The sequence below is a fragment of the Streptomyces zaehneri genome (assembly GCF_032248645.1).
Lineage (GTDB): Bacteria > Actinomycetota > Actinomycetes > Streptomycetales > Streptomycetaceae > Streptomyces > Streptomyces coriariae.
The window spans coordinates 79,673-103,443 of record NZ_JASTTJ010000024.1; the positions used below are offsets into that span (position 1 = coordinate 79,673).

The 23,771-nt window shown below is 70.6% G+C and carries 21 protein-coding genes and 1 pseudogene; 10 read left to right on the forward strand and 12 right to left on the reverse strand.

The window, feature by feature from the left end; genetic code table 11:
• Nucleotides 1-76 precede the first annotated feature (76 nt).
• The 3 genes from QQM72_RS32205 to QQM72_RS32215 are packed head-to-tail and all read left to right on the forward strand — an operon-like array spanning nucleotide 77 to nucleotide 3,125.
• Nucleotides 77-1,012 (forward strand): ABC transporter permease subunit, encoded by a 936-nt coding sequence (locus QQM72_RS32205; protein WP_399079430.1) that lies wholly within the window; start codon nucleotides 77-79, stop codon nucleotides 1,010-1,012.
• A complete protein-coding gene (locus QQM72_RS32210) occupies nucleotides 1,009-1,851 on the forward strand; it encodes a carbohydrate ABC transporter permease (protein ID WP_314224359.1) in 843 nt (280 codons plus the stop codon). Before QQM72_RS32205 ends, QQM72_RS32210 begins: the two co-directional genes overlap by 4 nt.
• Nucleotides 1,851-3,125 carry an ABC transporter substrate-binding protein gene (locus QQM72_RS32215; protein ID WP_314224360.1) on the forward strand — a complete coding sequence of 425 codons (1,275 nt, stop codon included), beginning with the start codon at nucleotides 1,851-1,853 and terminating at the stop codon, nucleotides 3,123-3,125. The genes QQM72_RS32210 and QQM72_RS32215 overlap by 1 nt, the downstream gene beginning before the upstream one ends.
• 26 nt (nucleotides 3,126-3,151) lie before the next feature.
• Here the strand turns inward: QQM72_RS32215 and QQM72_RS32220 are convergent, their stop codons facing one another.
• Nucleotides 3,152-4,054, reverse strand: a complete 903-nt coding sequence (locus QQM72_RS32220) for a DUF3152 domain-containing protein (protein ID WP_314224361.1) — start codon at nucleotides 4,052-4,054, stop codon at nucleotides 3,152-3,154.
• Nucleotides 4,055-4,284: 230 nt separating this feature from the next.
• On the opposite strand from QQM72_RS32220, the gene QQM72_RS32225 reads away from it, so the two are divergent.
• From QQM72_RS32225 to mgt, 4 genes and pseudogenes are all read left to right on the forward strand, one after another.
• Nucleotides 4,285-4,977 carry a response regulator transcription factor gene (locus QQM72_RS32225; protein ID WP_314224362.1) on the forward strand — a complete coding sequence of 231 codons (693 nt, stop codon included), beginning with the start codon at nucleotides 4,285-4,287 and terminating at the stop codon, nucleotides 4,975-4,977.
• Nucleotides 4,978-4,982: 5 nt separating this feature from the next.
• Nucleotides 4,983-6,554 carry a sensor histidine kinase gene (locus QQM72_RS32230; protein ID WP_314224428.1) on the forward strand — a complete coding sequence of 524 codons (1,572 nt, stop codon included), beginning with the start codon at nucleotides 4,983-4,985 and terminating at the stop codon, nucleotides 6,552-6,554.
• The gene (locus tag QQM72_RS32235; RefSeq protein WP_314224363.1) at nucleotides 6,551-7,141 is read left to right on the forward strand and encodes a hypothetical protein; all 591 of its coding nucleotides are present in this window, start codon (nucleotides 6,551-6,553) and stop codon (nucleotides 7,139-7,141) included. The genes QQM72_RS32230 and QQM72_RS32235 overlap by 4 nt, the downstream gene beginning before the upstream one ends.
• 6 nt (nucleotides 7,142-7,147) lie before the next feature.
• Nucleotides 7,148-8,399 (forward strand): annotated as a pseudogene (gene mgt / locus QQM72_RS32240) (macrolide-inactivating glycosyltransferase).
• A 205-nt stretch (nucleotides 8,400-8,604) separates the two neighbouring features.
• Here the strand turns inward: mgt and QQM72_RS32245 are convergent.
• Entirely contained in the window at nucleotides 8,605-10,872 is a 2,268-nt protein-coding gene (locus QQM72_RS32245; protein WP_314224364.1) for an MMPL family transporter, read from the reverse strand.
• 494 nt (nucleotides 10,873-11,366) lie between these two features.
• On the opposite strand from QQM72_RS32245, the gene QQM72_RS32250 reads away from it, so the two are divergent.
• The 3 genes from QQM72_RS32250 (at nucleotide 11,367) to QQM72_RS32260 (ending at nucleotide 13,966) form a co-directional block, all read left to right on the forward strand.
• Nucleotides 11,367-11,915, forward strand: coding sequence for a DUF1697 domain-containing protein (locus tag QQM72_RS32250; RefSeq protein ID WP_314224365.1), 549 nt, complete (start codon nucleotides 11,367-11,369; stop codon nucleotides 11,913-11,915).
• A gap of 390 nt (nucleotides 11,916-12,305) precedes the next feature.
• The gene (locus QQM72_RS32255) at nucleotides 12,306-13,340 is read left to right on the forward strand and encodes a ketopantoate reductase family protein (RefSeq protein ID WP_314224366.1); all 1,035 of its coding nucleotides are present in this window, start codon (nucleotides 12,306-12,308) and stop codon (nucleotides 13,338-13,340) included.
• 26 nt (nucleotides 13,341-13,366) lie between these two features.
• Nucleotides 13,367-13,966 (forward strand): TIGR03086 family metal-binding protein, encoded by a 600-nt coding sequence (locus QQM72_RS32260; RefSeq protein ID WP_314224367.1) that lies wholly within the window; start codon nucleotides 13,367-13,369, stop codon nucleotides 13,964-13,966.
• A gap of 437 nt (nucleotides 13,967-14,403) precedes the next feature.
• On the opposite strand, the gene QQM72_RS32265 is transcribed toward QQM72_RS32260, so the two are convergent.
• From QQM72_RS32265 to QQM72_RS32310, 10 genes are all read right to left on the reverse strand, one after another.
• A complete protein-coding gene (locus tag QQM72_RS32265) occupies nucleotides 14,404-15,165 on the reverse strand; it encodes a sirohydrochlorin chelatase (RefSeq protein WP_314224368.1) in 762 nt (253 codons plus the stop codon).
• A gap of 6 nt (nucleotides 15,166-15,171) precedes the next feature.
• The gene (locus tag QQM72_RS32270; RefSeq protein ID WP_314224369.1) at nucleotides 15,172-16,071 is read right to left on the reverse strand and encodes an ABC transporter permease; all 900 of its coding nucleotides are present in this window, start codon (nucleotides 16,069-16,071) and stop codon (nucleotides 15,172-15,174) included.
• Nucleotides 16,058-16,870 carry an ABC transporter ATP-binding protein gene (locus QQM72_RS32275; protein WP_037733517.1) on the reverse strand — a complete coding sequence of 271 codons (813 nt, stop codon included), beginning with the start codon at nucleotides 16,868-16,870 and terminating at the stop codon, nucleotides 16,058-16,060. Before QQM72_RS32275 ends, QQM72_RS32270 begins: the two co-directional genes overlap by 14 nt.
• Before the next feature lie 11 nt (nucleotides 16,871-16,881).
• Nucleotides 16,882-17,994 carry an aliphatic sulfonate ABC transporter substrate-binding protein gene (locus QQM72_RS32280; RefSeq protein WP_314224370.1) on the reverse strand — a complete coding sequence of 371 codons (1,113 nt, stop codon included), beginning with the start codon at nucleotides 17,992-17,994 and terminating at the stop codon, nucleotides 16,882-16,884.
• A 234-nt stretch (nucleotides 17,995-18,228) separates the two neighbouring features.
• The gene (locus QQM72_RS32285; RefSeq protein ID WP_314224371.1) at nucleotides 18,229-19,563 is read right to left on the reverse strand and encodes a sulfate adenylyltransferase subunit 1; all 1,335 of its coding nucleotides are present in this window, start codon (nucleotides 19,561-19,563) and stop codon (nucleotides 18,229-18,231) included.
• Between the two features lie 2 nt (nucleotides 19,564-19,565).
• Nucleotides 19,566-20,504 (reverse strand): sulfate adenylyltransferase subunit CysD, encoded by a 939-nt coding sequence (cysD, locus tag QQM72_RS32290; protein WP_314224372.1) that lies wholly within the window; start codon nucleotides 20,502-20,504, stop codon nucleotides 19,566-19,568.
• A complete protein-coding gene (cysC, locus tag QQM72_RS32295; RefSeq protein ID WP_314224373.1) occupies nucleotides 20,501-21,100 on the reverse strand; it encodes an adenylyl-sulfate kinase in 600 nt (199 codons plus the stop codon). Before cysC ends, cysD begins: the two co-directional genes overlap by 4 nt.
• A 5-nt stretch (nucleotides 21,101-21,105) precedes the next feature.
• Entirely contained in the window at nucleotides 21,106-21,816 is a 711-nt protein-coding gene (locus QQM72_RS32300; protein WP_314224374.1) for a phosphoadenylyl-sulfate reductase, read from the reverse strand.
• Entirely contained in the window at nucleotides 21,813-21,992 is a 180-nt protein-coding gene (locus QQM72_RS32305; RefSeq protein WP_054243299.1) for a hypothetical protein, read from the reverse strand. The genes QQM72_RS32300 and QQM72_RS32305 overlap by 4 nt, the downstream gene beginning before the upstream one ends.
• The gene (locus QQM72_RS32310) at nucleotides 21,989-23,686 is read right to left on the reverse strand and encodes a nitrite/sulfite reductase (protein WP_314224376.1); all 1,698 of its coding nucleotides are present in this window, start codon (nucleotides 23,684-23,686) and stop codon (nucleotides 21,989-21,991) included. Before QQM72_RS32310 ends, QQM72_RS32305 begins: the two co-directional genes overlap by 4 nt.
• Nucleotides 23,687-23,771: the final 85 nt, after the last annotated feature.

Consider the following 23,771-nt stretch of genomic DNA (forward strand, 5'->3'; position numbering starts at 1 on the left):
ATGGTCCCTTGACGGGGTACAGCACCTTCACGACCATGGCGGGGCCCGTCACAGCCGCGGGAAGGGGGCCGATCCGGTGTCGTCGGCGACCGAGAGGAGACGGACCGTGCGACGCGCGTCCGGCACCGGCCCGCCGCGCGGTACCACGGGCCACGGCGCGTGGTTCCTCGTCCTCCCCGCCCTGATCCCCGTCCTGGCCCTGAGCGTCGGCCCGCTGCTGTACGGGATCCTGCTGGCGTTCACCGACGCCCAGTCGGGCCGCACCACGCCCACCCGGTGGATCGGCGTCCTCAACTTCTCCGACCTGCTGCACGACACGCTGTTCTGGGAGTCGTTCCGGATCGGCCTGGTCTGGGCGGTCGGGGTGACCGTCCCGCAGTTCCTGCTCGCCCTCGGCCTCGCCCTGCTCCTGAACGAGGACCTGCGGCTGCGCTGGCTGGCCCGCGCCCTCGCGATCGTCCCCTGGGCGATGCCCGAGGTCGTGGTCGGCGTCATGTGGCGGCTCGTCTACAACCCGGACGCCGGCATCCTCAACGAGACCCTGCGCGACCTGGGGCTGGGCGACGGGCGGGACTGGCTCAGCGGGCTGGCGACCGCCCTGCCCGCGGTGATCGTCGTGGGCGTGTGGGCGGGCATGCCGCAGACGACGGTCGCCCTGCTCGCCGGCCTCCAGAACACCCCGGGGGAACTGCACGAGGCGGCCGCGGTGGACGGCGCGGGCTCCTGGCGCCGCTTCCGGACGGTCACCTGGCCCGCCCTGCGGCCCATCGCCCTCGCCATCACGGCCCTCAACTTCATCTGGAACCTCAACTCCTTCGCCCTGGTCTACGTGCTGACCAACGGCGGACCCGGCGGCCGCACCCGGCTGCCCATGCTCTTCGCCTACGAAGAGGCCTTCCGCTACGGGCAGTTCGGCTACGCGGCGGCCATGGGCTGTGTGATGGTCGCGGTGATCTCGGTGTTCCTGGCCCTGTTCCTGGTGGGCCGGATCAGGGGAGGTGACGACGCGTGAGGACCCGCCCCGCGGCCCGGGCCGCCCGGGCCGCCCAGTACACAGCCCTGCTCGGCTACCTCGTCTTCCTCGCCTTCCCCTTCCTCTGGCTGCTCTCCGTCGCCTTCAAGCCCGCGCGCGAACTGGGCAGCCTGCACCCCACCTGGATCCCCGAGCACCCCACCCTCGCCAACTTCCGTCAGGCGTTCGACGAACAGCCGCTGCTGCACGCCGCGTTCAACTCCCTGATCGCCGCGGTGGGCGCCGCCGTGATCGCCGTTGCCCTGGCCACCCCGACGGCGTACGTCATGGCCCGCCGGCGCACCCGGCTCGCGCGGGCCGCGTCCGGGTGGGTCGTGGTCAGCCAGGCCTTCCCGTTCGTGCTGGTGATCATCCCGCTGTTCCTGGTGCTGAAGCACCTGCGGCTGATCGACTCCGTGCCGGGGCTGGTGATGGTGTACGTGGTGTGGGCGCTGCCCTTCGCGCTGTGGATGCTCGTCGGATACGTCCGGGCCGTCCCCGTCGAGCTGGAGGAGGCGGCCGCGATCGACGGCGCCGGGCGGCTGCGGACGCTGGTCTCGGTGACGGCGCCGCTGCTCGCTCCCGGGATCGTGGCGACGGGGCTGTTCGCGTTCGTCACGGCGTGGAACGAGTTCTTCTTCGCGCTGGTGCTGCTGAAGACCCCGGAGAAACAGACCCTGCCGGTCGTCCTGACCCACTTCATCGGCACGGAGGGCGTCGCCGACCTGGGGCCCCTCGCAGCCGCCGCCTTCCTCGCGACCCTCCCCTCGCTGGCCGTCTTCGCGATCGTCCAGCGCCGGATCACGGGCGGCATGCTCGCCGGGGCGGTGAAGAGCTGATGCGGACCAGAGCGCTGATCGTGGCCGCCCTGCTGCTCCTCGCGGGCTGCACCGCCGACGGAGGGGACGACGACGGCCCCGTCACCCTCCGCTTCCAGTCCCTGGCCTGGCAGGAGGAGTCCGTCCAGGCCAACAAGGACCTGGTGAAGGAGTGGAACGCCACTCACTTCGATGTCAAGGTCGAGTACGTGCAGGGGAGTTGGTCGAGCGTCCACGACCAGCTGCTCACCTCCTTCGAGGGCGGCGAGGCCCCCGACGTCATCCACGACGCCTCCGACGACCTCGCCGACTTCGCGTACGGGGGTTACCTCGCCGACCTGACCGGACTGCTGCCCGCCCGCCTCACGTCGGACATCCCGCGGCGCAGTTGGGAGACGACGACCTTCGGTGACGGCGTCTACGGCGTGCCGTTCCTCCAGGAGCCGCGCGTCCTCGTCGCGAACGCGACCTGGCTGAAGCGCTCCGGGGTGCGGATCCCGACCCCCGAACGCCCCTGGAGCTGGCCGGAGTTCCGGCAGATCACGCAGCAGCTCAGCGGCGACGGCAGGTACGGCGTGGCCTGGCCGCTGAAGGAGCCCGTCTCCGCCACCCTCAATCTCTCCCTGTCGGCGGGCGGACAGCTCTTCCACCGGGGAGCGGACGGAAAGGTCACCGTCCGCTTCGAGGCCGGCGACGAGGTCGTACCGCGCACCGTCCACGACCAGGTCGGCACCGACCGCAGCGCCTCGCCCACGACGCTGGGCAGCGGCGGCTCGGACACTCTGCCGGGGTTCTTCGGCGGCCGGTACGCGATGGTCCCGCTCGGCTTCTCCTACCGTCAGCAGATCGTGCAGCAGGCGCCCGAGGGGTTCGACTGGCAGGTGCTGCCCGCCCCGGCGGGCGCCGACGGACTCGCCCAGGGGGTCAGCCCGCAGACGCTGTCCGTCGCCGAGGACAGCCCGCACAAGAAGGAGGCGGCGGCGTTCATCGACTTCCTGCTCCGGCCGAAGAACATGGTGCGCCTCGCGCTGGGCGACTGGATGCTGCCGACCGGCACGCAGGCCCTCGCCGACCCCGCCCTGCACACCACGAAGGACGACTGGGCGACCGGCACCGCCCTCGCCGAACACCTGCGCCCGGCGCCCGCCCGGTCCGTCCGGGGCTATGCCGAGTGGAAGGACAAGGTCGCCACCCCCGCGTTCCAGGAGTACTACAGCGGGGCGATCGGTCTCGGTGAACTGCGCGAGCGGCTCGAGGAGGACGGCAACCTGGTACTGGCGCGCTATCAGCGGTGAACGGCCGGTTCGGGGAAACGGCCGGTTCAGGGAACGGCGGGACCGGTCACCGGCTGTCCCTGGTCGTCGTACGGCCAGACGTTGGGGACGCAGCCGTCCATGCCCTTGATCTGCTGCATCATCGCCGGGGCCGGCCTGCCGGGGCCGGGACAGCCGACGTGGCCGTGGCCGAGGAAGTGGCCGACCTCGTGGTTGACGATCAGCGCGCGATAGGCGGTGACGTCCTTGGCGTAGACGGGGGTGGCCAGCAGCCAGCGTTTGAGGTTGACCATGACGTTGTCGGCGACGTTGCAGTTGACCTCGCCGCCGGTGTCCAGTCCGTACTCCCCGCAGATCTTGTCCACGGTGCCGGGTGTCGCGACCCGTACGACGAAGTCGGTGGTCCCGCCGGATACCCGCTGGAACGCCGAGCGACCGTCCGCCGTCCAGCCGCGCCGGTCGCCCAGGATGATCTCCACCTGCCGGGCCACGGCCGCGGCGGACAGGGAGAGGCCGTCCTCGACGTCGACCCGGTAGCGCAGGGCCGTGCCCTTGCCCACCTTGGCGCTCGAGCCGGAGGCGGTGGTGAAGGTGCCCGGACCCGAGGCCGGGATGTCCGACGGTGACGGCCCGCCGGTCGCGCTGCCGGATGCTCCGGCCGACACGCCGCCGGACGAACCGCCGGACGCGCCGCCGGACGCGCCGCCGGGCGAACCGCCGGGCGAACCGCCGGACGGCCCGGCCGACGTGCTGCCCGAGGGGCCTGCCGCGGCCCCGGATCCGGCCGTCGGTCCGGTGGGCGCGGGACCGGACTGCCCTGATCCGCCCGGCTCGGCGGACGCGGTGGCGCGGCCCCCGGCCGAGGCCCCGCCCGCGTCGGCGGACGCCCAGCCCACAGCCGCGAGACCGGCGGCGCCCAGCACGGCCACCGCGGCCGTTCCACCCCACACCGAACCCTTCCGCACGCGTCGGCCGGAGGCGTGCGCGGGGGCGCTCCGACGGCGCCGGGCAGAGGAAGGAGTTTCTTTGTGCGCGGTCATGGTTGTTCAGATTGTGATCGCCATGTGATCGGATCTGGCCCAGGCGATAACGAAAGAGTAACAACTCGATCAGTTCCGTTTCATGTGATCATCCGGTAACAGTTCTCCGAACGGGCCGACGGCGTACCGATACTGAGCGCATGTCACGAGTTCTGCTGATCGAGGACGACCGCGCCGTGCGGGACGGCGTCGCCCTCGCGCTGCGCCGTCAGGGCCACGAGGTCGCCGCCGCCGAGACCGGGGAGGACGGCCTGGGCCGGCTGCGGTCCTTCCGGCCCGACGTCGTGGTGCTGGACCTGATGCTGCCCGGCATGACCGGCCTGGACGTCTGCCGCCGGATGCGTGACCTGGACCAGACGCTGCCGATCATCATGGCGACCGCGCGGGGCGACGACGAGGACATCGTTGTCGGTCTGGAAGCCGGCGCCGACGACTACGTGGTCAAACCCGTGCCGGCCCGGGTGCTCCAGGCCCGGATCCGCGCCGTCCTGCGACGGGCGGCCGGCGCGCCCGCCGACGGCGGCATACCGAAGATCGACACCTACGGCGACCTGGCCGTCGACCGGGCCGGGCTCGCGGTCACCTGGCAGGGGGAGCCGGTCGCCCTCGCCCCCTCCGAACTGCGACTGCTGCTGACCCTGTCGGCCTCGCCCGGCCAGGTGTTCAGCCGGCAGCAACTCCTCGAGGCGGTCTGGCAGCACAGCTACCACGGCGACGCGCGCCTGGTGGACGCCTGCGTCAAGCGACTGCGCGCCAAGCTGGGCGAACCCCCGCGCGAGCCCCGCCACATCCACACCGTGCGCGGCTTCGGCTACCGTTTCGCCTCCCGGTGAGGCCCCTGAGGCCCCTGGGGCCTCGGCTCGGGACGCACCGACTGCGTGGTCTGCGCGTGCGGCTGGTGGTGGCGTTCGCGCTGGTCGCCGCGGTCACCGCCACCACCACCGGCGCGCTCACCTTCCGGGAGGCGCGCACCGGAGTGCTCCAGCAGAGCCAGGACGCCGTGATCGAGCTGCTGCGCGCCCAGGTCACCCGGCTCGCCCCCGAGCTCGCCCTGCCCGCAGACCGGGACGAACTGCGCCGGTTCGCCGCCGAGGTGGCCGGCGCCGAGCCGTCGGGCGCCTGGCGCGTGCTGGTCGTCTACCGCGGGCAGGAGGCCACGTCCGTCCCCGACGACCCGTTCGAGGAGCTGACGCCCGCCCTGCGCCAGGCGGTCGACGCCCGGTCGGCCACCGTCTTCCAGCGGGTGAACCGAGCGGACCACACCGCACTCGTCGTCGGCATGTCCGTCGCCTTCACCTCCACCGTGTCGAGCAGTTGGCCCCTGTCCGGCCTCCAGGTGTTCCTGACGGTGCCGCAGACCACCGAACAGGCCTACGTGGACGCCCTGGTGACCGCCGTGGAGCGGGCCGCCGTCCCCGCCCTGGCCCTCGCCGTCCTGCTCGCGCTGCTCGCCGCCCGCGGGGTGCTGCGACCGGTGCGCGCACTGCGCCACGCCACCCGCAGCATCGCCGAAGGCCGACTGGACACCCGTCTCGCCGTCGACGGCTCCGACGAACTCGCCGAGCTGTCGCACACGTTCAACGAGACGGCCGCCGCCCTGGAGGGGTCGGTCGCCGAACTGCGCGGCATGGAAGCCCGGGCCCGGCGCTTCGCCGCGGACGTCTCGCACGAGCTGCGCACTCCGCTGGCGGCCATGTCGGCCGTCACCGACGTCCTCGACGAGGACGCGGCCGGCCTCGACCCGGACACCGCCACCGCGGTCCGCCTGATCAGCGAGGAGACCGTGAAGCTGGCCAGGCTCGTGGACGACCTGATGGAGATCTCCCGGTTCGACGCGGGCGCGGCCGTGCTGCATCTGGACGAGATCGACCTCGCCGAGTCCCTGCGGCGCACCCTCGCCGCCCGGGGCTGGACGGACACGGTGCAGGCCCGCCTGCCGGGGCCGGACGCGCTGCGCGGACGCGTCGACCCGCGCCGCCTCGACGTCGTCGTCGCCAACCTGGTCGGCAACGCATTGCGGCACGGCGCCCGTCCGGTGCGGTTGAGCCTCCACGAGGGCGGCAGCGGGGGCGAGGGGCCCGGCACCGGACGGCGGGCGGTCATCCAGGTGCTGGACAGCGGGCCCGGGATCCCCGACGACGTGCTGCCTCATGTCTTCGAACGCTTCTACAAGTCGGACGCCGCCCGGTCCCGGACCGAGGGCAGCGGACTCGGACTGGCGATCACCGAGGAGAACGTCCGGATGCACGGCGGCACGGTCCGGGCGGCGAACCGGCCGGAGGGCGGCGCCGTCTTCACGGTGGACCTCCCGCTGTGGCGGGACGAGGCGACGCCGGACGGCCCGGCGCCGGACTGCCCCACGCTGGAGGGGCGGGCACGGGGCGGGCCGACGCGGGAGGAGCGGGCATGAGGGCCGTACGCCGAGCCGTGCTGCTGTGCGTCCCGGCACTGTGGACGCTGGTCTCCTGCGGTATTCCGGCGACCGGCGTCGTGGAGGCGGGCGGGCCCGCGCACGGGCTCGTGCCGATGCTGCGGGTCTACCTCGTCGAGAACGGTTCCCTGGTCGCCGTCCCCCGCAGGCCCGCGGGCGCGGTCGACGCCGGGTCGGCGGTGATGAACCTGCTCGAGGGCCCGACGGATACGGAACGGGCGAAGCGACTGACCACGCTGCTGCCCCCGTTGACGGCCGCACCGACATCCGTCCCGACGCCCCTGGCGAGTGCGCCTCCCACCGCCGGGCCGCCGGGCGGTTCCACCGCCGAGGCCGCTGCGTCGGCCGCCGTGTCGGTGAACGCCCGAGGCAGCGTGGTCTCGATCCATCTGCGGTATGTCACCGAGGAGTTGAGCGACCTCGCGATGGCGCAGCTGATCTGTACGGCAGCGCAGGCGCAGCGCACCACGGACGCCGGTACCGGTACGAAGGCTGTGACCGTGAAGGTGACGAACGCGCTCGGGCGGAGCGTCGAAGGATCCGGCGAGCGCTGTCCCGAGGGCTGACCCGCGATATTCACATTGCACGAGACGTCTCGTCTCGTTTACGGTCGACGGTATGACCAGTCGCCCCTCTCATATCGCCATGTTCTCCATCGCCGCCCACGGCCACGTGAACCCGAGCCTCGAGGTGATCCGCGAGCTCGTCGCGCGCGGGCACCGGGTGACGTACGCGATTCCGCCCGTCTTCGCCGAGAAGGTCGCCGGTACCGGCGCCGAGGTCAAGCCGTGGCACTCGACGCTGCCCACGCCCGACGACGACCCCTCGGCCTGGGGGAGCACCCTCCTCGACAACGTCGAGCCCTTCCTGGCCGACGCGATCCAGGCCCTGCCCCAGCTGATCGACGCGTACGACGGGGACGAGCCGGACCTGGTGCTGCACGACATCACCGCCTACCCGGCCCGTGTCCTCGCCCACCGCTGGGGCGTGCCGGCGCTCTCCCTCTCGCCCAACCTGGTCGCCTGGGAGGGCTACGAGGAGGAGATCGCCGAACCGATGTGGGCGGAGCCGAGGGAAACGGAGCGCGGAAAGGCTTACTACGCACGGTTCCACGCCTGGCTGGAGGAGAACGGGATCACCGAGCACCCCGATTCCTTCGTCGGCCGCCCGGCCCGCTCCCTCGTGCTGATCCCCAGAGCGCTCCAGCCGCACGCCGGCCGGGTCGACGAAAGCGTGTACACGTTCGTCGGCTCCTGCCAGGGCGACCGCGCCACCGAAGGGGAGTGGACGCGCCCCGAGCGGGCGGAGAAGGTCGTTCTCGTCTCGCTGGGTTCGGCCTTCACCGACCGGCCGGACTTCTACCGGGAGTGCGTGCGCGCCTTCGGTGAGCTGCCCGGCTGGCACCTCGTGCTCCAGATCGGCAAACACGTCGACCGCGCCGCGCTGGGCGCCGTACCCGACAACGTCGAAGTACGTTCCTGGGTACCGCAGTCGACAGTCCTGAAGCAGGCCGACCTGTTCGTCACGCACGCCGGAGCGGGCGGCAGTCAGGAGGGGTTAGCCACGGCCACGCCGATGATCGCCGTACCGCAGGCCGTCGACCAGTTCGGCAACGCGGACATGCTCCAGGGGCTCGGGGTGGCCCGGCAGTTCGCCACCGCCCAGGCGACGGCCGAGGCCCTGCGGGAAGCCGCCCTCGCGCTCGTCGACGACCCGGAGGTGGCCCGTCGGCTCAAGGTGATCCGGGCGGAGATGGCGCAGGAGGGCGGCACCCGCCGGGCGGTGGACCTCATCGAGGCCGAGCTGATCAGGCAGCGGTCCTGAACAACCGTCCTGATGCGTTCTGGACCGCCCCTCGACCGCCGTTGGTCCGGTCCCGGGCCTGGCACCGGAACGGGCCGGACATCGGAACGGGCCGGACACCGGAACCCGGCAGAACTCCGAACAGGACGTGAGTGAGGGCCCGTTGACTCCCCCGGGAGGTCAACGGGCCCTCGGTTCCGACCGCTTCAGCGGGCTTCGGCCGGCGTCAGACCCGCAGCGGCTCGCCCTCGTCGTCCCGGGTCACCGGCGTGACCTGCTCGGGCGACTCGTCGTGCGTGAGATCGGGCAGCCAGTGCAGCCACTTCGGCAGGTACCAGTTGCGCTCGCCCAGCAGCGCCATCACGGCCGGGAGCAGCACACCCCGGATGATCGTCGCGTCGATCAGCACCGCGGCCGCCAGGCCCACGCCCATCTGCTTCATGGACTGCATGGACAGCGTTCCGAAGATGGCGAACACGGCGACCATGATGACCGCGGCGCTGGTGACCACACCGGCCGTGGTGACCACACCGTGCTTGATGGCCTCGTTCGTCGAACGGCCCCGCATCCGCGCCTCACGGATCCGCGAGACCACGAACACGTGGTAGTCCATCGACAGGCCGAACAGGATCACGAAGAGGAACAGCGGCAGCCAGGTGATGATGGCGCCGACGCCCTCCGCGCCCACCAGAGACGCGCCCCAGCCGTGCTGGAAGACGGCGACCAGGATGCCGTAGGCGGCCCCCACCGACAGCAGGTTGAGCACGATCGAGGTGATCGCGACCGTCAGCGAGCGGAACGACAGCAGCATCAGCAGGAAGGCGAAGACCACGACGAACGCGAAGACGGGAGCGACGGCTCCGGCCAACTGGTCGTTGAAGTCCTTCGAACCGGCCACCTGACCGGTGATCGGCGCCTGGAGGCCGTCGACCTTGCCCAGCGTCGCGGGCCGCACCTCGTCGCGCAGCCTGTCAAGGCTCGTACCCGCCTTGTCCAGGTCGGAGCCGCCCACCAGCGGAACGTACACGTAGGCGATGTTCTGCGCGTCGTGCAGCTTGATCTCGACCGGACCGCGGGAGGCGCCCGAGCTGACCGCCTGCTCCTTGAACTCCGCGAGCGCGGTCCTCACCTCGGCGGCGTTGATGTCGTCCGCCTTGACGACCACCTCGGCCGGTTCGGAGCCGCCCGGGAAAGCGTCGTTGACCCGGTTGTAGGTCTGCACGATGGGCAGCGAGTCACCGAACTCCTGGTCCAGGGTGAGGTTCTGGGTCTTCATGCCGACCGCCGGAGCGGCGATCGCGAGCAGCACGCCCGCCGCAACGACCAGCGACACACCGGGCTTGGCGAGGACGACCTTGAGGACGGCGCTCCAGAACCGGCTGCCCTCGTCGGCGCGCCCGCCGTTGCCGTTCCTGCGGCGCTTCTCGGGGTGCAGGAACGGGATCCGCCCCTTCTCCACCCGCCGGCCGAGCAACGACAGCAGCGCGGGCAGCACGGTCACCGAACCGACCATGGCGACCGCTACCACCATCAGGGAAGCCAGGCCCATCGCCTCGAACGTCGCGAGCCCGGTGAACAGCATGCCCGCCATGGCCACGCACACGGTCACACCGGAGACGATCACGGCACGGCCACTGGTCGCCGCGGCGATCCTGAGAGCGGTTTCCGGATCACGTCCCGCGGCCCGCTCCTCGCGCTCCCGGCGCAGGTAGAACAGGCAGTAGTCGACGCCGACGGCCAGACCGACCAGCAGCATCACGGAGCTCGCCGTGTCGTCCATCGGCTGGAAGTGGCTGACGATGCTCATCAGGCCCATCGTCGCCATGATCGCGGTGACCGCGAGCGCCACCGGCAGCAGCGCCGCCACCAGCGCGCCGAACGCGATCAGCAAGATGCCCAGGGCCACCGGCACGGCGGAGTACTCCGCCTGCTGGAAGTCGTCGCCGAACGCGTCGTCGAACGTCTTCATCATGCTGGCGCCGCCGATCTCCTCGATCCGCAGCGAGGAGTGGTCCTTCCGGACCCCCTCGACGGCCTCGAGAACCGGCTCGACCCGCTCGCCCGCGGTTTCGGAGTCGCCGCGCATGTCGAACTGCACGAGCGCGCTGCGACCGTCCGCGGAGATCGTGTCCGAGTCGTAGGGCGAGGTCACGTCGGTGACCTTGCCGGTCTTCTCCACGGCTGCGACGACCGCCGCGACGGCGGCCTTGAAGTCCGCGTCGGTGGCCTTGACGGAGCCGTCCTTCGACTGGACGAGGACCGTCTCACTGGCCGGCTCGTCGATGCCGGCGTCCTCGATGATCCGGGCGGCCGTGTGGGTCTCGCCCCCGAGCTGGTCGCTCTCCTTGACCTCGACCGTGCCCACCGCCGAGCCGATCCCCATGGCCAGGACGACGAACAGCACCCAGATGCCCACGGCGGCCCATCGGTGCCGGGCGCTCCAGCCGCCGGCCCGCGCGGCGAAGCCCCGCACCCGTATATCTCCGTTCCCCATGACGGGCCTGCCCTCTTGTGATGCGGTGGCAACCCCCTGCCGCCACCTTCAGATTCGAAGGTATGGGCTGGATAAAGCCATCTCGTCGTGCTGTCCGGTGAGGTGCCGGACACCCGACTCCTCCCGTCGGACCCCGCCGTCTCACCGCTGGGGAGGACAGAGGTCCCCTACATCTATCCGGGGATCTCGGGGATGACGATCAGGGTGCGGCCGGTGACGCCGGCCGACGTGCAGGCCGCCGGGACGGACCGTCGGCCCGGGCCGACGTGCAGGCCGCCGGTGAGCGTCGGTGGCGAAGGCCGACGGGCAGTTCGGGGGTTAAGGCCGGAATGGTGATTACGAAAGTTTGTTGAACAAGTCACGAGCCTGTGGAGATGTCCGGCAGGTGTTGCTCCGCATCCCGCCGGTCGGCCAGAGTTTCGCCCGAAGCCCCACCCCGGCCGCGGCCGTCGTGCCCACCCCCACGGGGCACGACGGCCGCTTAAGGTGAACGGATGACGACTACGTACGCGGCACTGCTGCGCGGCATCAACGTGGGCGGCAGCAGAAAGGTCCCGATGGCCGAACTGCGCACCCTGCTGGAGGGGCTCGGTCTCGGGGACGTCCGCACCTACCTCCAGAGCGGCCAGGCCGTCTTCTCCTCCACGCACGCGGACGAGGAGCGCCTCGCCGCCGAGCTCACGGCGGCGATCGAGAAGCACTTCGGCTTCGCCGTCGGCGTGATCGTCCGCGACCATGCCTATCTGAAAGCGGTTGCCGACGCTTGCCCGTTCCCGGCCGCCGAGCTGGAGGCCAAGCAACTCCACGCCACGTACTTCTCCACCTCCGTCGAAGCGGAGCGCTACGCCGGGATCGACCGGGCCGCCCACCTTCCCGAGGAGTTCCGCCTCGGCGACCGCGTCCTGTACCTCTACGCCCCCGAGGGCCTCGGCCGGTCCAAGCTGGCCGAGCAACTGTCGAAGCCGCGGGTGAACAAGGGGCTCATCGCCACCACCCGGAACTGGAACACCGTCGTCAAACTGGTGGAGATGACGCAAGCGTGACCCTGCGCAGACCGCGGAAGGGCGCCAGGGAGAGGATCTCGCGGGCCACCACGAGCCGCGGATCGGCGTAGGTGCCGGCGGATCTCCTCGTGGGTGCGGGCGGGGCCACGGCGTCCACGAGGGCCAGATCGTCCTCGGTGAGCGCGTCGTGTTCCACAACCCCGACAGCCCTCAGCCGTCCCAGGGAAGCGGTTCCGTGCCGTTACGGACCCTCGGCCCGGCCCCAGGGACAAGGTCGACCTCGTGCGGATCGTTCCCCACGCTCTCGACGGTGCGCACACACGACTGTGCACACACGCGACCGTGCGTACACGGCACGCTCTCGACGGTGCGAACACACGACTGTGCACACACGCGACCGTGCGTACACGGCTGTGCGAGGCTCGTCCCATGCGCTACATCATCATCGGGGCAGGCGCGATCGGCGGAGCTGTCGGCGGACGACTGGCGGAGGCCGGGCACGAGGTCGTCCTGGTCGCACGCGGCGCGCACCGGGCGGCGCTCACGGAGGGCGGACTGCGGCTCAGGGTTCCGCAGGGCGAACTGGCGTACCGGCTGCCCGTCGTCGACGGACCGGACGCGCTCGGCACGCTGCGCCCCGACGACGTCCTCTTCCTCGCCGTCAAGACCCAGGACACCGAGGCGGCACTCCAGGTCTGGGGCCCGGCCCCGGTCGAGGGCGGCGGCACGGCCGCGGAGCGACTGGCCCTGGTCTGCGCGCAGAACGGCGTGGAGAGCCCGCGCCTCGCCCTGCGCCGCTTCCGGCACGTCTACGGCGTCTGCGTCTGGCTGCCCGCCGGCCATGTCGAACCGGGTGTCGTCTCCGCCGCCGGCACTCCGCTCACCGGCATCCTTCACCTCGGCCGGTACCCGCACGGCACCGACGACACGGCCCGCCGTATCGCCGCCGACCTGGAGAAGGCGCACTTCGAGGCCCCGGTCGTGCCCGACGTCTCCCGCTGGCAGTACGCGAAGCTGCTGTCCAACCTCGCAAACGCCCTGGAAGCGCTGAGCGGCCCGGTGAACGACCCCGAGGCGGAGGCGCTGTACGCGAGGGTGCGGGCCGAGGGCGAGGCCGTGCTGCACGCCGCCGGGATCGTGTGGGCCGACACCGAGGAGCAGCAGGCCCTGCGCGGCGACAAGGTCACCCTCGTCCCGCTCGACGGCGCCCCGCGCGGCGGCGGCTCCTCCTGGCAGTCCCTCAGCCGTGGTGCGGGCAGCATCGAGGCCGACCATCTCAACGGAGAGATCGCGCTCCTCGGCCGTCTGCACGGCGTACCGACCCCGCTGAACGAGTTGCTGCAACGGCTTGCCAACCAGTTCGCCCGGGAGCGCAGGTCACCCGGTTCCCTGCCGCTGCCGGAACTGATCCGACTGGCCGAGGACCGGACCGCCGGCGCTGTCGCGTTTGTTCAAGAGTCCTGAGCACCCCGCTGCCTAGCGTGGGACCCATGAAGTACGACGAGACGCACCAGTACATGTCCGAATGCGCCGCCGAGGCGTCACGCGTCGCCCGCGGCGTCCCGGCGGCCCGGCTGAACGATCCGACGCACTGCCCTGGCTGGGATGTCCGCACCCTGGTCGACCACTGGGTCCTCTACACCTCCCACGGTCTCGAGCACCGCGCCCTGCGCAAGCAGCTCCCCGACGACCTGGTCGCCCGCGACTTCACCGCCGACCCGCAGTGGGCCGAGGCATACGCCGACCAGCTGGAGCGCGCGGTCGCGGCCTGGGCGGAGCCGGCCGTGTGGGAGGGCGAGGTCGACCTGGGCATGGCCGCGATGCCCGCCGCCGAGATCGCCGCGATGATCGTCAAGGAGATGGCGGTGCACGGCTGGGACGTGGCGGTCGCCACCGACCAGGAGTTCCGCATCTCGGACGACGCGGCCCGCTTCGTCCTCGACGTGGTCGAACGGCACGGCGACCTCTACCGCCAGTACGACGGCTTCGCGGCGGTGGTGCCGGTGCCGGAGGACGCCCCGGTGTTCGAGCGGGCGCTCGCGGCGAGCGGCCGCGATCCCCGGCAGGGCGCCGCACGAGTGAACCGCTGAGCGATCACCTCGGGCCGGCCGCTGGGGGCGCAGGGTGTGTCGGGGCGCGGGCACAGGCTGTCGGGTGTGGCACGTGGGGTGCACGCCGATGTCTGCTCGCGGCGCGCACGCCCGGCTGCCGGCCGGCAGCCGGCGACGCTGGACCCGGGGGAGGCAGACGTTTCGAAACCGCCATCGAAACCGAAACCGGTACGGCAACGGAAGCCGGTCGCGTAAGGGAAACCGCTGTAGTAAGGGAAACCGGTCCCGCAACGGAAACCGGTCCCGCAGCGGAAACCGCTGTAGTAAGGGAAACCGGTCCCGCAGCGGAAAGCAGGATGAGAAACGGGATCAGAAACAGAAGCCGGTAACGCAGCAGACACGGGATCAGGCAGAAGCCGGTACCGAAACGGAAAGAGATCTCCTCGCGGCGTGAGAAAGCACGCCGCCGGTCACGGTCAGGCGCCGACGGCCGCCAGCGTCGGCGTACGCGCCGCGTCGTACCGTTCCAGCAGCACCCGAGCCACCTCGGGCGCCGGACCCAGCACGTCGGCCAGGACGTCCGCCGCGGCCGCGCCGCGCGCGATGCGGTCCGGCAGGAAGCCGGGGGCCAGGACGTACGGCGCGACCGCGACCCGCGAGCACCCCAGCGCCCGCAGTTCGCGGACCGCGTCCTCGGTGCTCGGGAACCCCGAGGGAGAACCGGCGGAGGCGAACGCAGGCCGCACGGCACACCAACCGGTGCGCCGCCACTCCCGCGCGATTTCTGCGATCACTGCGATCGCCTCCGGGTCCGTGGACCCCGCCGAGGCCAGCACGACCCCGGTCGAGGACTTGTCGGCGGGCGTCAGGCCGGCCTCGTACAGCCGCCGTTCGAGGACGGCGAGCAGCAGCGGCGACGGGCCGAGCACCTCGGCCTGCCTGATCCGCAGCTGTGCCGGAGCGTCCCGCAGGACCGCCGGGATGTCCGCCTTCGCATGGAACGCGCGGGTCAGCAGCAGTGGCAGCGTCACGACGTCACGGACGCCCTCCGCCGCCAACGACTCCAGCACCCCGTGGACGGAGGGGATGTTGAAGTCCAGGAAACCGGTCTCCACCCGCAGGCCCGGCCGCAACGACCGCACCCGCCGCACCAGGGCGTGCACGGTCGCCGCGTGCCGCGGGTCACGACTGCCGTGGGCGATCACCACGAGAACGGGAGGAACCGGTTTCCTGTACATGTGACTTCAGCTCTTCACCAGCAGACCACGGCTGCGCAGCACCCACCGCTCCAGCGGACTGAAGATCAGCAGGTCGATGGCGATGCCGACGAACAGGATGAGCAGGATCGCCTCGAACACCATCGACATGTCACTGGCGTTGCGCCCGTTCTCCAGCAACTGACCGAGTCCGACGCCGAGGTCGGGGAAGGACGCGATGATCTCCGCCGCCATCAGCGAACGCCACGAGAACGCCCAGCCCTGCTTCAGACCCGCCACGTAGCCAGGCAGGGCGGCCGGCAACGTGATGTACACGGTTCCCTTCAGCCCCGTGGCGCCCATCGTGCGGCCCGCCCGCAGGAACAGCGGCGGCACCTGGTCGACGCCGGACACCAGCCCGTTGGCGATGGACGGCACCGCACCGAGCAGGATGACCGCGTACATCATCGAGTTGTTCAGACCCAGCCACAGCACGGCCGGCGGCACCCACGCCACCGACGGCAGCGACTGGAGACCGGACAGGATCGGACCGATCGCCGCCCGCACGAACTTCACGCGTGCCACCAGCAGCCCCAGCGGGGTGCCGATCGCCAGTGCGAAGAGGAAGCCGAGCAGACCGCGTGAGACGCTGGTCCAGATGTAGCCGAGCAGCTTGCCCTCGAGCCAGGCGTCCTGGAGCGCCCGCCAGACGTCCACGGGGGAGACCAGCTTGGTCGGGTCGTCGACGATCTTGAAGGTGATCTGCCAGACGATCAGCAGCAGCAGGGTCGCCAGGATCGGCGGCAGGATCTTGTCGATGAAGGTCCGCCGAAAGGGCGTACGACCGGTGGGCGCCACGACGTCCAGCGCGTCGAGCCCCGCCTCCACCCCGGCAAGCTCGGTGGTAACCGCCTTCGTCACCGTCGTCTTCGTCTCAGTGCTGGCCATGACGGCGGATCTCCCCACGCAGGACTTCGGTGATCTCGATGGACAGTTCCGCCACCGGGGCGTCCTCGATCCGGCGCGGCTGCGGGATGTCGACCGTCCACTCGCGCGCCACCCGGCCGGGCCGGGAGGACAGCAGGACGACCCGCTGCGCGAGCCGCACCGCCTCCCGCACGTTGTGCGTGACGAAGAGGACGGACAGTCCCGTCTCCCCCCAGATCCGGGTCAGTTCGTCGTGGAGCACATCCCGCGTGATGGCGTCCAGCGCCGCGAACGGCTCGTCCATCAGCAGGATGTTGCTCTCCTGCGCCAGCGCGCGGGCCATCGCCACGCGCTGCCGCATACCGCCGGAAAGTTCGTGAACACGCTTTCCGTACGCGCCCTTCAACCGCACCAGCTCGAGCAGCTCCTCCGCCTTGTCGCGTCGCTCGGGCTTGGCGACTCCCCGGAGCTTCAGGGCGAGCTCGATGTTCTTGCCCGCGGTCAGCCACGGGAAAAGGGCATGCTCCTGGAACATCAGCGCCGGGCGGCCGTCCGTCGTGATGGAGCCGGCGGTGGGCTCGTCGAGCCCCGCCACCAGGTTGAGCAAGGTGGACTTGCCGCAGCCCGAAGCCCCCAGGAGGGTGACGAACTCGCCGGGAGCGACATCGAGAGTGATGTCGTCCAGGACGAGCTGCTGCCCACCCGGCCCGGCGAAGGACTTCGAGACGTGCTCAAGCCGGGCCGCGTACTCCACGGACTCCGCGGACTCGGCGGCTTTGGCGAAGGTCGTGGCCATGGTCGTCACCTCCTGGGAACTCATCGGATTCCGAATCAGCTGACGCCGAGACCGGCGTCGTCGACCGTGGACTCGCCCTCGGCCTTGAGGACCTTGTTCAGGATGCTCAGGTCGTAGATGCCCTTGAGGTCGGGCTTCTCCAGCAGACCCGCCTTGACCGCGTGCTCCGCCTCGGCGTTGAGCGTGGAGGCCAGCGGGTCGTTGATGAACTGGATCGACGTCCACGCCGGGTCCAGCACCTCGGTCGGCAGCGCCTTGCCGGAGTCCGCCTCCAGCTGCTTGTTCGCCGCGGCCTTCGCCGCCGCCGGGTTGGCGTTGATCCACTTGTTGGAGTCGACCGAACCCTTCAGCACCGCCTCGACGACCTTCGGGTGCTCCGTGAGGAACTTCTGCGACACGATGATGTTCGTGATCACGAACTTCTTGTCGGGCCACAGCGAGGCCTCGTCGAGCAGCACCTTGCCGCCCTCGGCGACCAGCTTGGACGCGGTCGGCTCCGGCACCCAGGCACCGTCGATCGAACCGGCCTTGAACGCGTCCGGGGTCACCTTGTTGTCGCTGCGGACAACGGTGACGTCACCCTTGCCGCTCTGCGCGTCGACCTTCCAGCCCTGGTCCGCGATCCAGTTCAGGAACGCCACGTCCTGCGTGTTTCCGAGCTGAGGCGTCGCGATCTTCTTGCCCTTGACGTCCTTGAGGGACTTGACCTTGTCCGGGTTGACGACGAGCTTCACACCGCCGGACGCCGAACCGCCGATGATGCGCAGGCTCTTGCCGGCGGACTTGGTGAAACCGTTGATCGCGGGGGAGGGACCGATCCAGCCGATGTCGATGGAACCGGCGTTCAGCGCCTCGATCTCGGAGGGGCCCGCGTTGAAGGTCGCGTACGACGCCTTGGTGGCGCCCAGCGCCTTCTGGAAGATGCCCTGTTCACGGCCGACCAGTGCGGTCGCGTGCGTCAGGTTGCCGAAGTAGCCGATCTTGACGGTGTCGAGCCCGTCGATCTTCTCCGATCCGGCGGCGACCTTCTCGTTGGCGTTGTCGTCCTTGGACTCGGAACCGTAACCGCAGGCGGCCAGGGCGAGCAGGGGAAGGGCCGCTACGGCCGCGAGGCCGCGGCGAAGAAGAACTGAGCGGTTGGCAGGCACGGGAGGGGTTCCTCTCGTTGGCCCGGCGGTCACGGGTTTCAGGTCGTGGCCGGGAAATCGGCAAAGGGTTTTCGTCGCTTCCGGGACGGCGGGTGGGGGGACGGGGCGCGCAGGCAGTGCGCGTACGTCAGAGCGCACATCGCGCCACTCCGCCCTGCCCGCTGCCGAGGGCGCCGCTGCCGATGCGGCCGCCCTCCTTCGCGAACGTGGAGTAGAAGTCGGTTGTCGTCATTCTCAGAAGTCCCAACCGTCGTCGTCGGACTCGTCCTTGACCGGCTCCGGCGAGGCGAAGGACTCGCCGACCATGCCCGCGGTGAGCGTGGTGCCGTCGGCCGGGTCGATCAGGATGAACGAGCCGGTGCGGCGGGAGTCGGCGTAGGAATCCACCGGAAGCGGTTGCGAGGTACGGATCTTCACGCGGCCGATGTCGTTGGCGATGAGCTGTCCCGGGTGCGGGTGCAGGGACAGGTCGTCGAGCGTGAGACGGGACGGGATGTCCTTGACGATCGCCTTGACCGTGCGGGTGCCGTGCTTGATCAGCACCCGGTGTCCGACGGTCAGCGGCTGGTCGGCCACATGGCACACGGTCGCCTCGACGTCCTGTGTGGTGGGCGGTGCGTCCTTGGTGGGCACGATCAGGTCGCCGCGCGAGATGTCGATGTCGTCCGCGAGCAGCACGGTCACCGACTGGGTCGTCCACGCCGCGTCCACCGGCTCGCCCAGCAGGTCGATGCCGGAGATCGTCGAGGTACGGCCGGACGGCAGAACCGTCACCGCCTCGCCCACATGGAACGTGCCGGCCGCGATCTGGCCCGCGTACCCCCGGTAGTCCGGGTGCTCGGCGGTCTGCGGACGGATCACGTACTGCACCGGAAGCCGAGCGTGGCAGTGCGCCAGGTCGTGGCTGACCGGAACCGTTTCCAGGTGTTCCAGGAAGGTCGGCCCCCCGTACCAGTCCATGTTCGCCGACGGATCCACCACGTTGTCACCGGCGAGCGCGGAGATCGGGATCGCGGTGACCTCGGGAACACCGAGCTCGCTCGCGTACGCCGTGAACTCCTCGGCAATCTCCGCGAAGACGGTTTCCCTGTACTCGACCAGGTCCATCTTGTTGACGGCGAGAACGACGTGCGGAACCCGGAGCAGGGCCGCGATCGCCGCGTGCCTGCGGGTCTGTTCCACAACCCCGTTGCGGGCGTCGACCAGGATCACCGTCAGCTCGGCCGTGGAGGCGCCCGTCACCATGTTGCGGGTGTACTGCACATGACCGGGTGTGTCGGCGAGGATGAAGCGGCGCCGGGGCGTGGCGAAGTAGCGGTAGGCCACGTCGATGGTGATGCCCTGCTCGCGCTCGGCGCGCAGGCCGTCGGTGAGGAGCGCCAGGTCGGGGGCTTCCTGGCCGCGGTTGGCCGAGGCGCGCTCCACGGCCTCCAGCTGGTCGCTCAGGATCGACTTGGAGTCGTGCAGGAGCCGTCCCACGAGCGTGGACTTGCCGTCGTCGACGGATCCGGCCGTGGCGAACCGCAGGAGGGTCGTTGCCGAGAGTTCCTCGGAGGTGATCGTGCTCATGCTTAGAAGTACCCCTCGCGCTTGCGGTCTTCCATCGCGGCCTCGGACATCTTGTCGTCGGCGCGGGTGGCGCCGCGCTCGGTGAGCCGGGAGGCGGCGATCTCGGCGATGACGTCGTCGAGCGTCACCGCGGCGGAGTCGACGGCGCCGGTGCAGGACATGTCGCCGACGGTGCGGTAGCGCACGAGGCGCTTCTCCACGGTCTCGTGGTCCTTCGGCCCGCCCCACTCACCCGCGGTCAGCCACATCCCGCCGCGCCGGAAGACCTCCCGGTCGTGCGCGAAGTAGATCTCGGGCAGTTCGATGCCCTCCCGGGCGATGTACTGCCAGACGTCGAGCTCGGTCCAGTTGGACAGCGGGAACACCCGCACGTGCTCACCGGGTGCGTGCCGGCCGTTGTAGAGGTTCCACAGCTCCGGGCGCTGGCGGCGGGGGTCCCACTGGGAGAACTCGTCGCGCAGGGAGAAAACCCGTTCCTTGGCGCGGGCCTTCTCCTCGTCGCGGCGTCCGCCGCCGAAGACGGCGTCGAACTTCTCGGACTGGATCTTCTCCGTCAGCGGCAGCGTCTGGAGCGGGTTGCGCGTGCCGTCGGGGCGTTCGCGCAGCGCACCGCGGTCGATGTAGTCCTGGACGGAGGCCACGTGCAGGCGCAGCCCGTGCGCGGCGACGACCCGGTCGCGGTACTCGAGGACCTCGGGGAAGTTGTGCCCGGTGTCGACGTGCAGGAGCGAGAAGGGAACCGGGGCGGGCGCGAACGCCTTGAGGGCCAGGTGCAGCATGACGATGGAGTCCTTGCCGCCGGAGAACAGGATCACCGGGTTCTCGAACTCGCCCGCCACCTCGCGGAAGATGTGCACCGCCTCGGACTCCAGCGAGTCCAGGTGGCTGAGGGCGTACGGGCCGGCCGTGCCCTCCTCGGCCTCGGCGACGGTCGTCGTCATGCCAGTCCCCTCTCGGTGAGCAGGGCGTACACCGACGCCGCGGACTCCTGCACGGTCTGGTCCTGGGACTCGATCCGCAGGTCCGGCGACTCCGGGGCCTCGTAGGGGTCGTCGACCCCGGTGAGCCCGGTCAGCTCGCCCGCCGCCTGCTTGGCGTACAGACCCTTCACGTCCCGGACCGAGCACACCTCGACCGGGGTCGCCACGTGCACCTCCAGGTAACCGGTTCCACTCTCCTGATGGCGCTTGCGCACCGCTTCCCGGCTGTCGGCGTACGGCGCGATCACCGGGACCAGGGCCTTGACGCCGTTACGGGCGAGCAGTTCGGCCAGGAAACCGATGCGCTGCACGTTGGTGTGCCGGTCCTCGCGGCTGAAACCGAGGCCCGCGGAGATGAACTCGCGGATCTCGTCGCCGTCGAGCACCTCGACACGGTGGCCCTCCTCGCGCAGTCGGCCGGCCAGCTCGTACGCGATGGTGGTCTTGCCGGCGCTCGGCAGACCCGTGAGCCAGACGGTGGCTCCGGTCGTCACGTGGTTCTCCCGGTTCGTTGAAGTGGGGGTGGGCGTGGGGGTGTTCGTCGAGTTCGAGGTCATCGCGGTCAGCCGTGCAGCCCGCACTCGGTCTTCGCGCGTCCCGCCCAGCGGCCGGCGCGCGCGTCCTCGCCCGCCAGGACCCGGCGGGTGCACGGGGCACAGCCGACGGAGGCGTAACCGTCCATCAGCAGGGGGTTGGAAAGGACACCGTGCTCGGTGATGTAGGCATCGACGTCGTCCTGGGTCCAGCGGGCGATGGGCGAGATCTTGACCTTCTGCCGCTTGTCGTCCCAGCCGACGACCGGAGTACCCGCCCGGGTCGCGGACTCGTCGCGCCGCAGGCCGGTGGCCCAGGCCCGGTAGCCCTTGAGTCCCTCTTCCAACGGCTGCACCTTGCGCAACTTGCAGCACAGGTCCGGGTCGCGGTCGTGCAACTTCGGCCCGTACTCGGCGTCCTGTTCGGCGACCGTCCGGCGCGGCGTGAGCGTGATGACGTTGACGTCCATCACCGCCTCGACCGCGTCCCGGGTGCCGATGGTCTCGGGGAAGTGGTAACCGGTGTCGAGGAACACCACGTCCACGCCCTTGCGGACCCGGGACGCCAGGTGCGCGACCACGGCGTCCTCCATCGAGGACGTCACGCAGAACCGCTCGCCGAAGGTGTCCACCGCCCACTGGAGGATCTCCAGCGCGGAGGCCTCCTCCAGGTCGCGGCCCGCCTGCTCGGCGAGCGCCTTCAACTCGTCGGTCGTACGGCCTTCCTGAAGCGTCGTCATATCCGGTCCCCTCCCGGGTCGGTGCGCTGAACGCCCCGGGCGAGCAGCCCGAGGAACTTCAGCTGGAATGCGCGGTTGCATGCCGCGCATTCCCAGGCGCCGTGGCCCTGCTCACTCGGACGCAGGTCCTCGTCGCCGCAGTAGGGGCAGTAGAAGGGTGCGGCCCGCTCGCTCATGAGAGGGCCTCCTCGCTGGCGCGTGTGGCCCAGACGGCGAACCGCTCGCCGTCCTCCCGCTCGTCCTGGAACCGCTTCAGTACGCGTTCCACGTAGTCCGGCAGTTCCTCCGAAGTGACCTTCAGGCCGCGGACCTTGCGGCCGAAAGCGGCTTCCAGTCCGAGCGCGCCGCCCAGGTGCACCTGGAAGCCCTCGACCTGCTCGCCCTGGTCGTTCAGGACCAGCTGGCCCTTGAGGCCGATGTCCGCGACCTGGATGCGGGCGCAGGCGTTCGGGCAGCCGTTGATGTTGATGGTGATCGGCTCGTCGAACTCCGGGATGCGGCGCTCGAGTTCGTCGATGAGCGCGGAGCCGCGCTGCTTGGTCTCGACGATGGCGAGCTTGCAGTACTCGATGCCGGTGCAGGCCATGGTGCCGCGCCGGAAGGGCGAGGGCTTGGCGGTCAGGTCCAGCGCCTCCAGCGCCTCGACCAGCGGCTCGACCTGGCCCTCCTCGACGTCGAGGACGATCATCTTCTGTTCGACGGTGGTCCGCACCCGGCCCGAGCCGTGCGCCTCGGCGAGCTCCGCGATCTTCGTGAGGGTTGCGCCGTCCACGCGGCCCACACGCGGGGCGAAACCGACGTAGAAACGGCCGTCCCGCTGGCGGTGCACACCGACGTGGTCACGCCAGCGCTCGACGGGGGCGGCGGGCGCCGGGCCGTCGGCGAGCTTGCCCTTGAGGTACTCGTCCTCGAGGATCTGGCGGAACTTCTCCGGGCCCCAGTCGGCGACCAGGAACTTCAGGCGCGCCCGCGTACGCAGGCGCCGGTAGCCGTAGTCGCGGAAGATGCCGATCACGCCCGCCCAGACGTCCGGGACCTCGTCCAGCGGGACCCAGGCGCCGAGCCGGACGCCGATCTTCGGGTTGGTGGAGAGCCCGCCGCCGACCCACAGGTCGAAGCCGGGGCCGTGCTCGGGGTGCTCGACGCCGACGAACGCGACGTCGTTGATCTCGTGGGCGACGTCCAGGAGCGGGGAGCCGGAGATCGCCGTCTTGAACTTGCGCGGCAGGTTGGAGAATTCCTTGCTGCCGATGAACCGGCGGTGGATCTCGTCGACGGCCGGGCTGCCGTCGATGATCTCGTCCTCGGCGATGCCGGCCACCGGCGAGCCGAGGATCGTGCGGGGCGTGTCACCGCAGGCCTCGGTGGTGGACAGGCCGACCGCCTCGAGGCGGTTCCAGATCTCGGGCACGTCCTCGATGCGGATCCAGTGGTACTGGACGTTCTGCCGGTCGGTGAGGTCGGCGGTGCCGCGGGCGAACTCCTGCGAGATCTCGCCGATCACCCTCAGCTGCTCGGTGGTGAGCCGGCCGCCGTCGATGCGGACGCGCAGCATGAAGTACTTGTCGTCCAGCTCCTCCGGCTCCAGGATCGCCGTCTTGCCGCCGTCGATCCCCGGCTTGCGCTGGGTGTACAGGCCCCACCAGCGCATCCGGCCGCGCAGATCGTTGGGGTCGATCGAGTCGAAACCCCGCTTGGAGTAGATCGTCTCAATGCGTGTCCGCACATTGAGACCGTCGTCGTCCTTCTTGAACTGCTCGTTGCCGTTGAGCGGGGTGAAGTGTCCCGCGGCCCACTGGCCCTCACCGCGGTGACGGCTCACCTTGCGGCGGGGAGTCGCGGCGGCAGGGTTCTGCGGGGTGGCGGCCATGGTTGATACGTCCTTCGGGACAGCGGAGGAGGGTGTCGGCGCTTGGCGCCGTCCGGCAGGGGTGGCGGTCGGGTGTCGGGCGGGC

What these genes read in the sequence shown, in the direction of transcription:
- QQM72_RS32215 (WP_314224360.1), top strand. Translation starts at nt 1,851, where the DNA reads ATGCGGACCAGAGCGCTGATCGTGGCCGCCCTGCTGCTCCTCGCGGGC.
- QQM72_RS32225 (WP_314224362.1), top strand. Translation starts at nt 4,285, where the DNA reads ATGTCACGAGTTCTGCTGATCGAGGACGACCGCGCCGTGCGGGACGGC.
- QQM72_RS32235 (WP_314224363.1), top strand. Translation starts at nt 6,551, where the DNA reads ATGAGGGCCGTACGCCGAGCCGTGCTGCTGTGCGTCCCGGCACTGTGG.
- QQM72_RS32245 (WP_314224364.1), bottom strand. Translation starts at nt 10,872, where the DNA reads ATGGGGAACGGAGATATACGGGTGCGGGGCTTCGCCGCGCGGGCCGGC.
- QQM72_RS32250 (WP_314224365.1), top strand. Translation starts at nt 11,367, where the DNA reads ATGACGACTACGTACGCGGCACTGCTGCGCGGCATCAACGTGGGCGGC.
- QQM72_RS32255 (WP_314224366.1), top strand. Translation starts at nt 12,306, where the DNA reads ATGCGCTACATCATCATCGGGGCAGGCGCGATCGGCGGAGCTGTCGGC.
- QQM72_RS32260 (WP_314224367.1), top strand. Translation starts at nt 13,367, where the DNA reads ATGAAGTACGACGAGACGCACCAGTACATGTCCGAATGCGCCGCCGAG.
- QQM72_RS32265 (WP_314224368.1), bottom strand. Translation starts at nt 15,165, where the DNA reads ATGTACAGGAAACCGGTTCCTCCCGTTCTCGTGGTGATCGCCCACGGC.
- QQM72_RS32270 (WP_314224369.1), bottom strand. Translation starts at nt 16,071, where the DNA reads ATGGCCAGCACTGAGACGAAGACGACGGTGACGAAGGCGGTTACCACC.
- QQM72_RS32275 (WP_037733517.1), bottom strand. Translation starts at nt 16,870, where the DNA reads ATGAGTTCCCAGGAGGTGACGACCATGGCCACGACCTTCGCCAAAGCC.
- QQM72_RS32285 (WP_314224371.1), bottom strand. Translation starts at nt 19,563, where the DNA reads ATGAGCACGATCACCTCCGAGGAACTCTCGGCAACGACCCTCCTGCGG.
- cysD (WP_314224372.1), bottom strand. Translation starts at nt 20,504, where the DNA reads ATGACGACGACCGTCGCCGAGGCCGAGGAGGGCACGGCCGGCCCGTAC.
- cysC (WP_314224373.1), bottom strand. Translation starts at nt 21,100, where the DNA reads ATGACCTCGAACTCGACGAACACCCCCACGCCCACCCCCACTTCAACG.
- QQM72_RS32300 (WP_314224374.1), bottom strand. Translation starts at nt 21,816, where the DNA reads ATGACGACGCTTCAGGAAGGCCGTACGACCGACGAGTTGAAGGCGCTC.
- QQM72_RS32305 (WP_054243299.1), bottom strand. Translation starts at nt 21,992, where the DNA reads ATGAGCGAGCGGGCCGCACCCTTCTACTGCCCCTACTGCGGCGACGAG.
- QQM72_RS32310 (WP_314224376.1), bottom strand. Translation starts at nt 23,686, where the DNA reads ATGGCCGCCACCCCGCAGAACCCTGCCGCCGCGACTCCCCGCCGCAAG.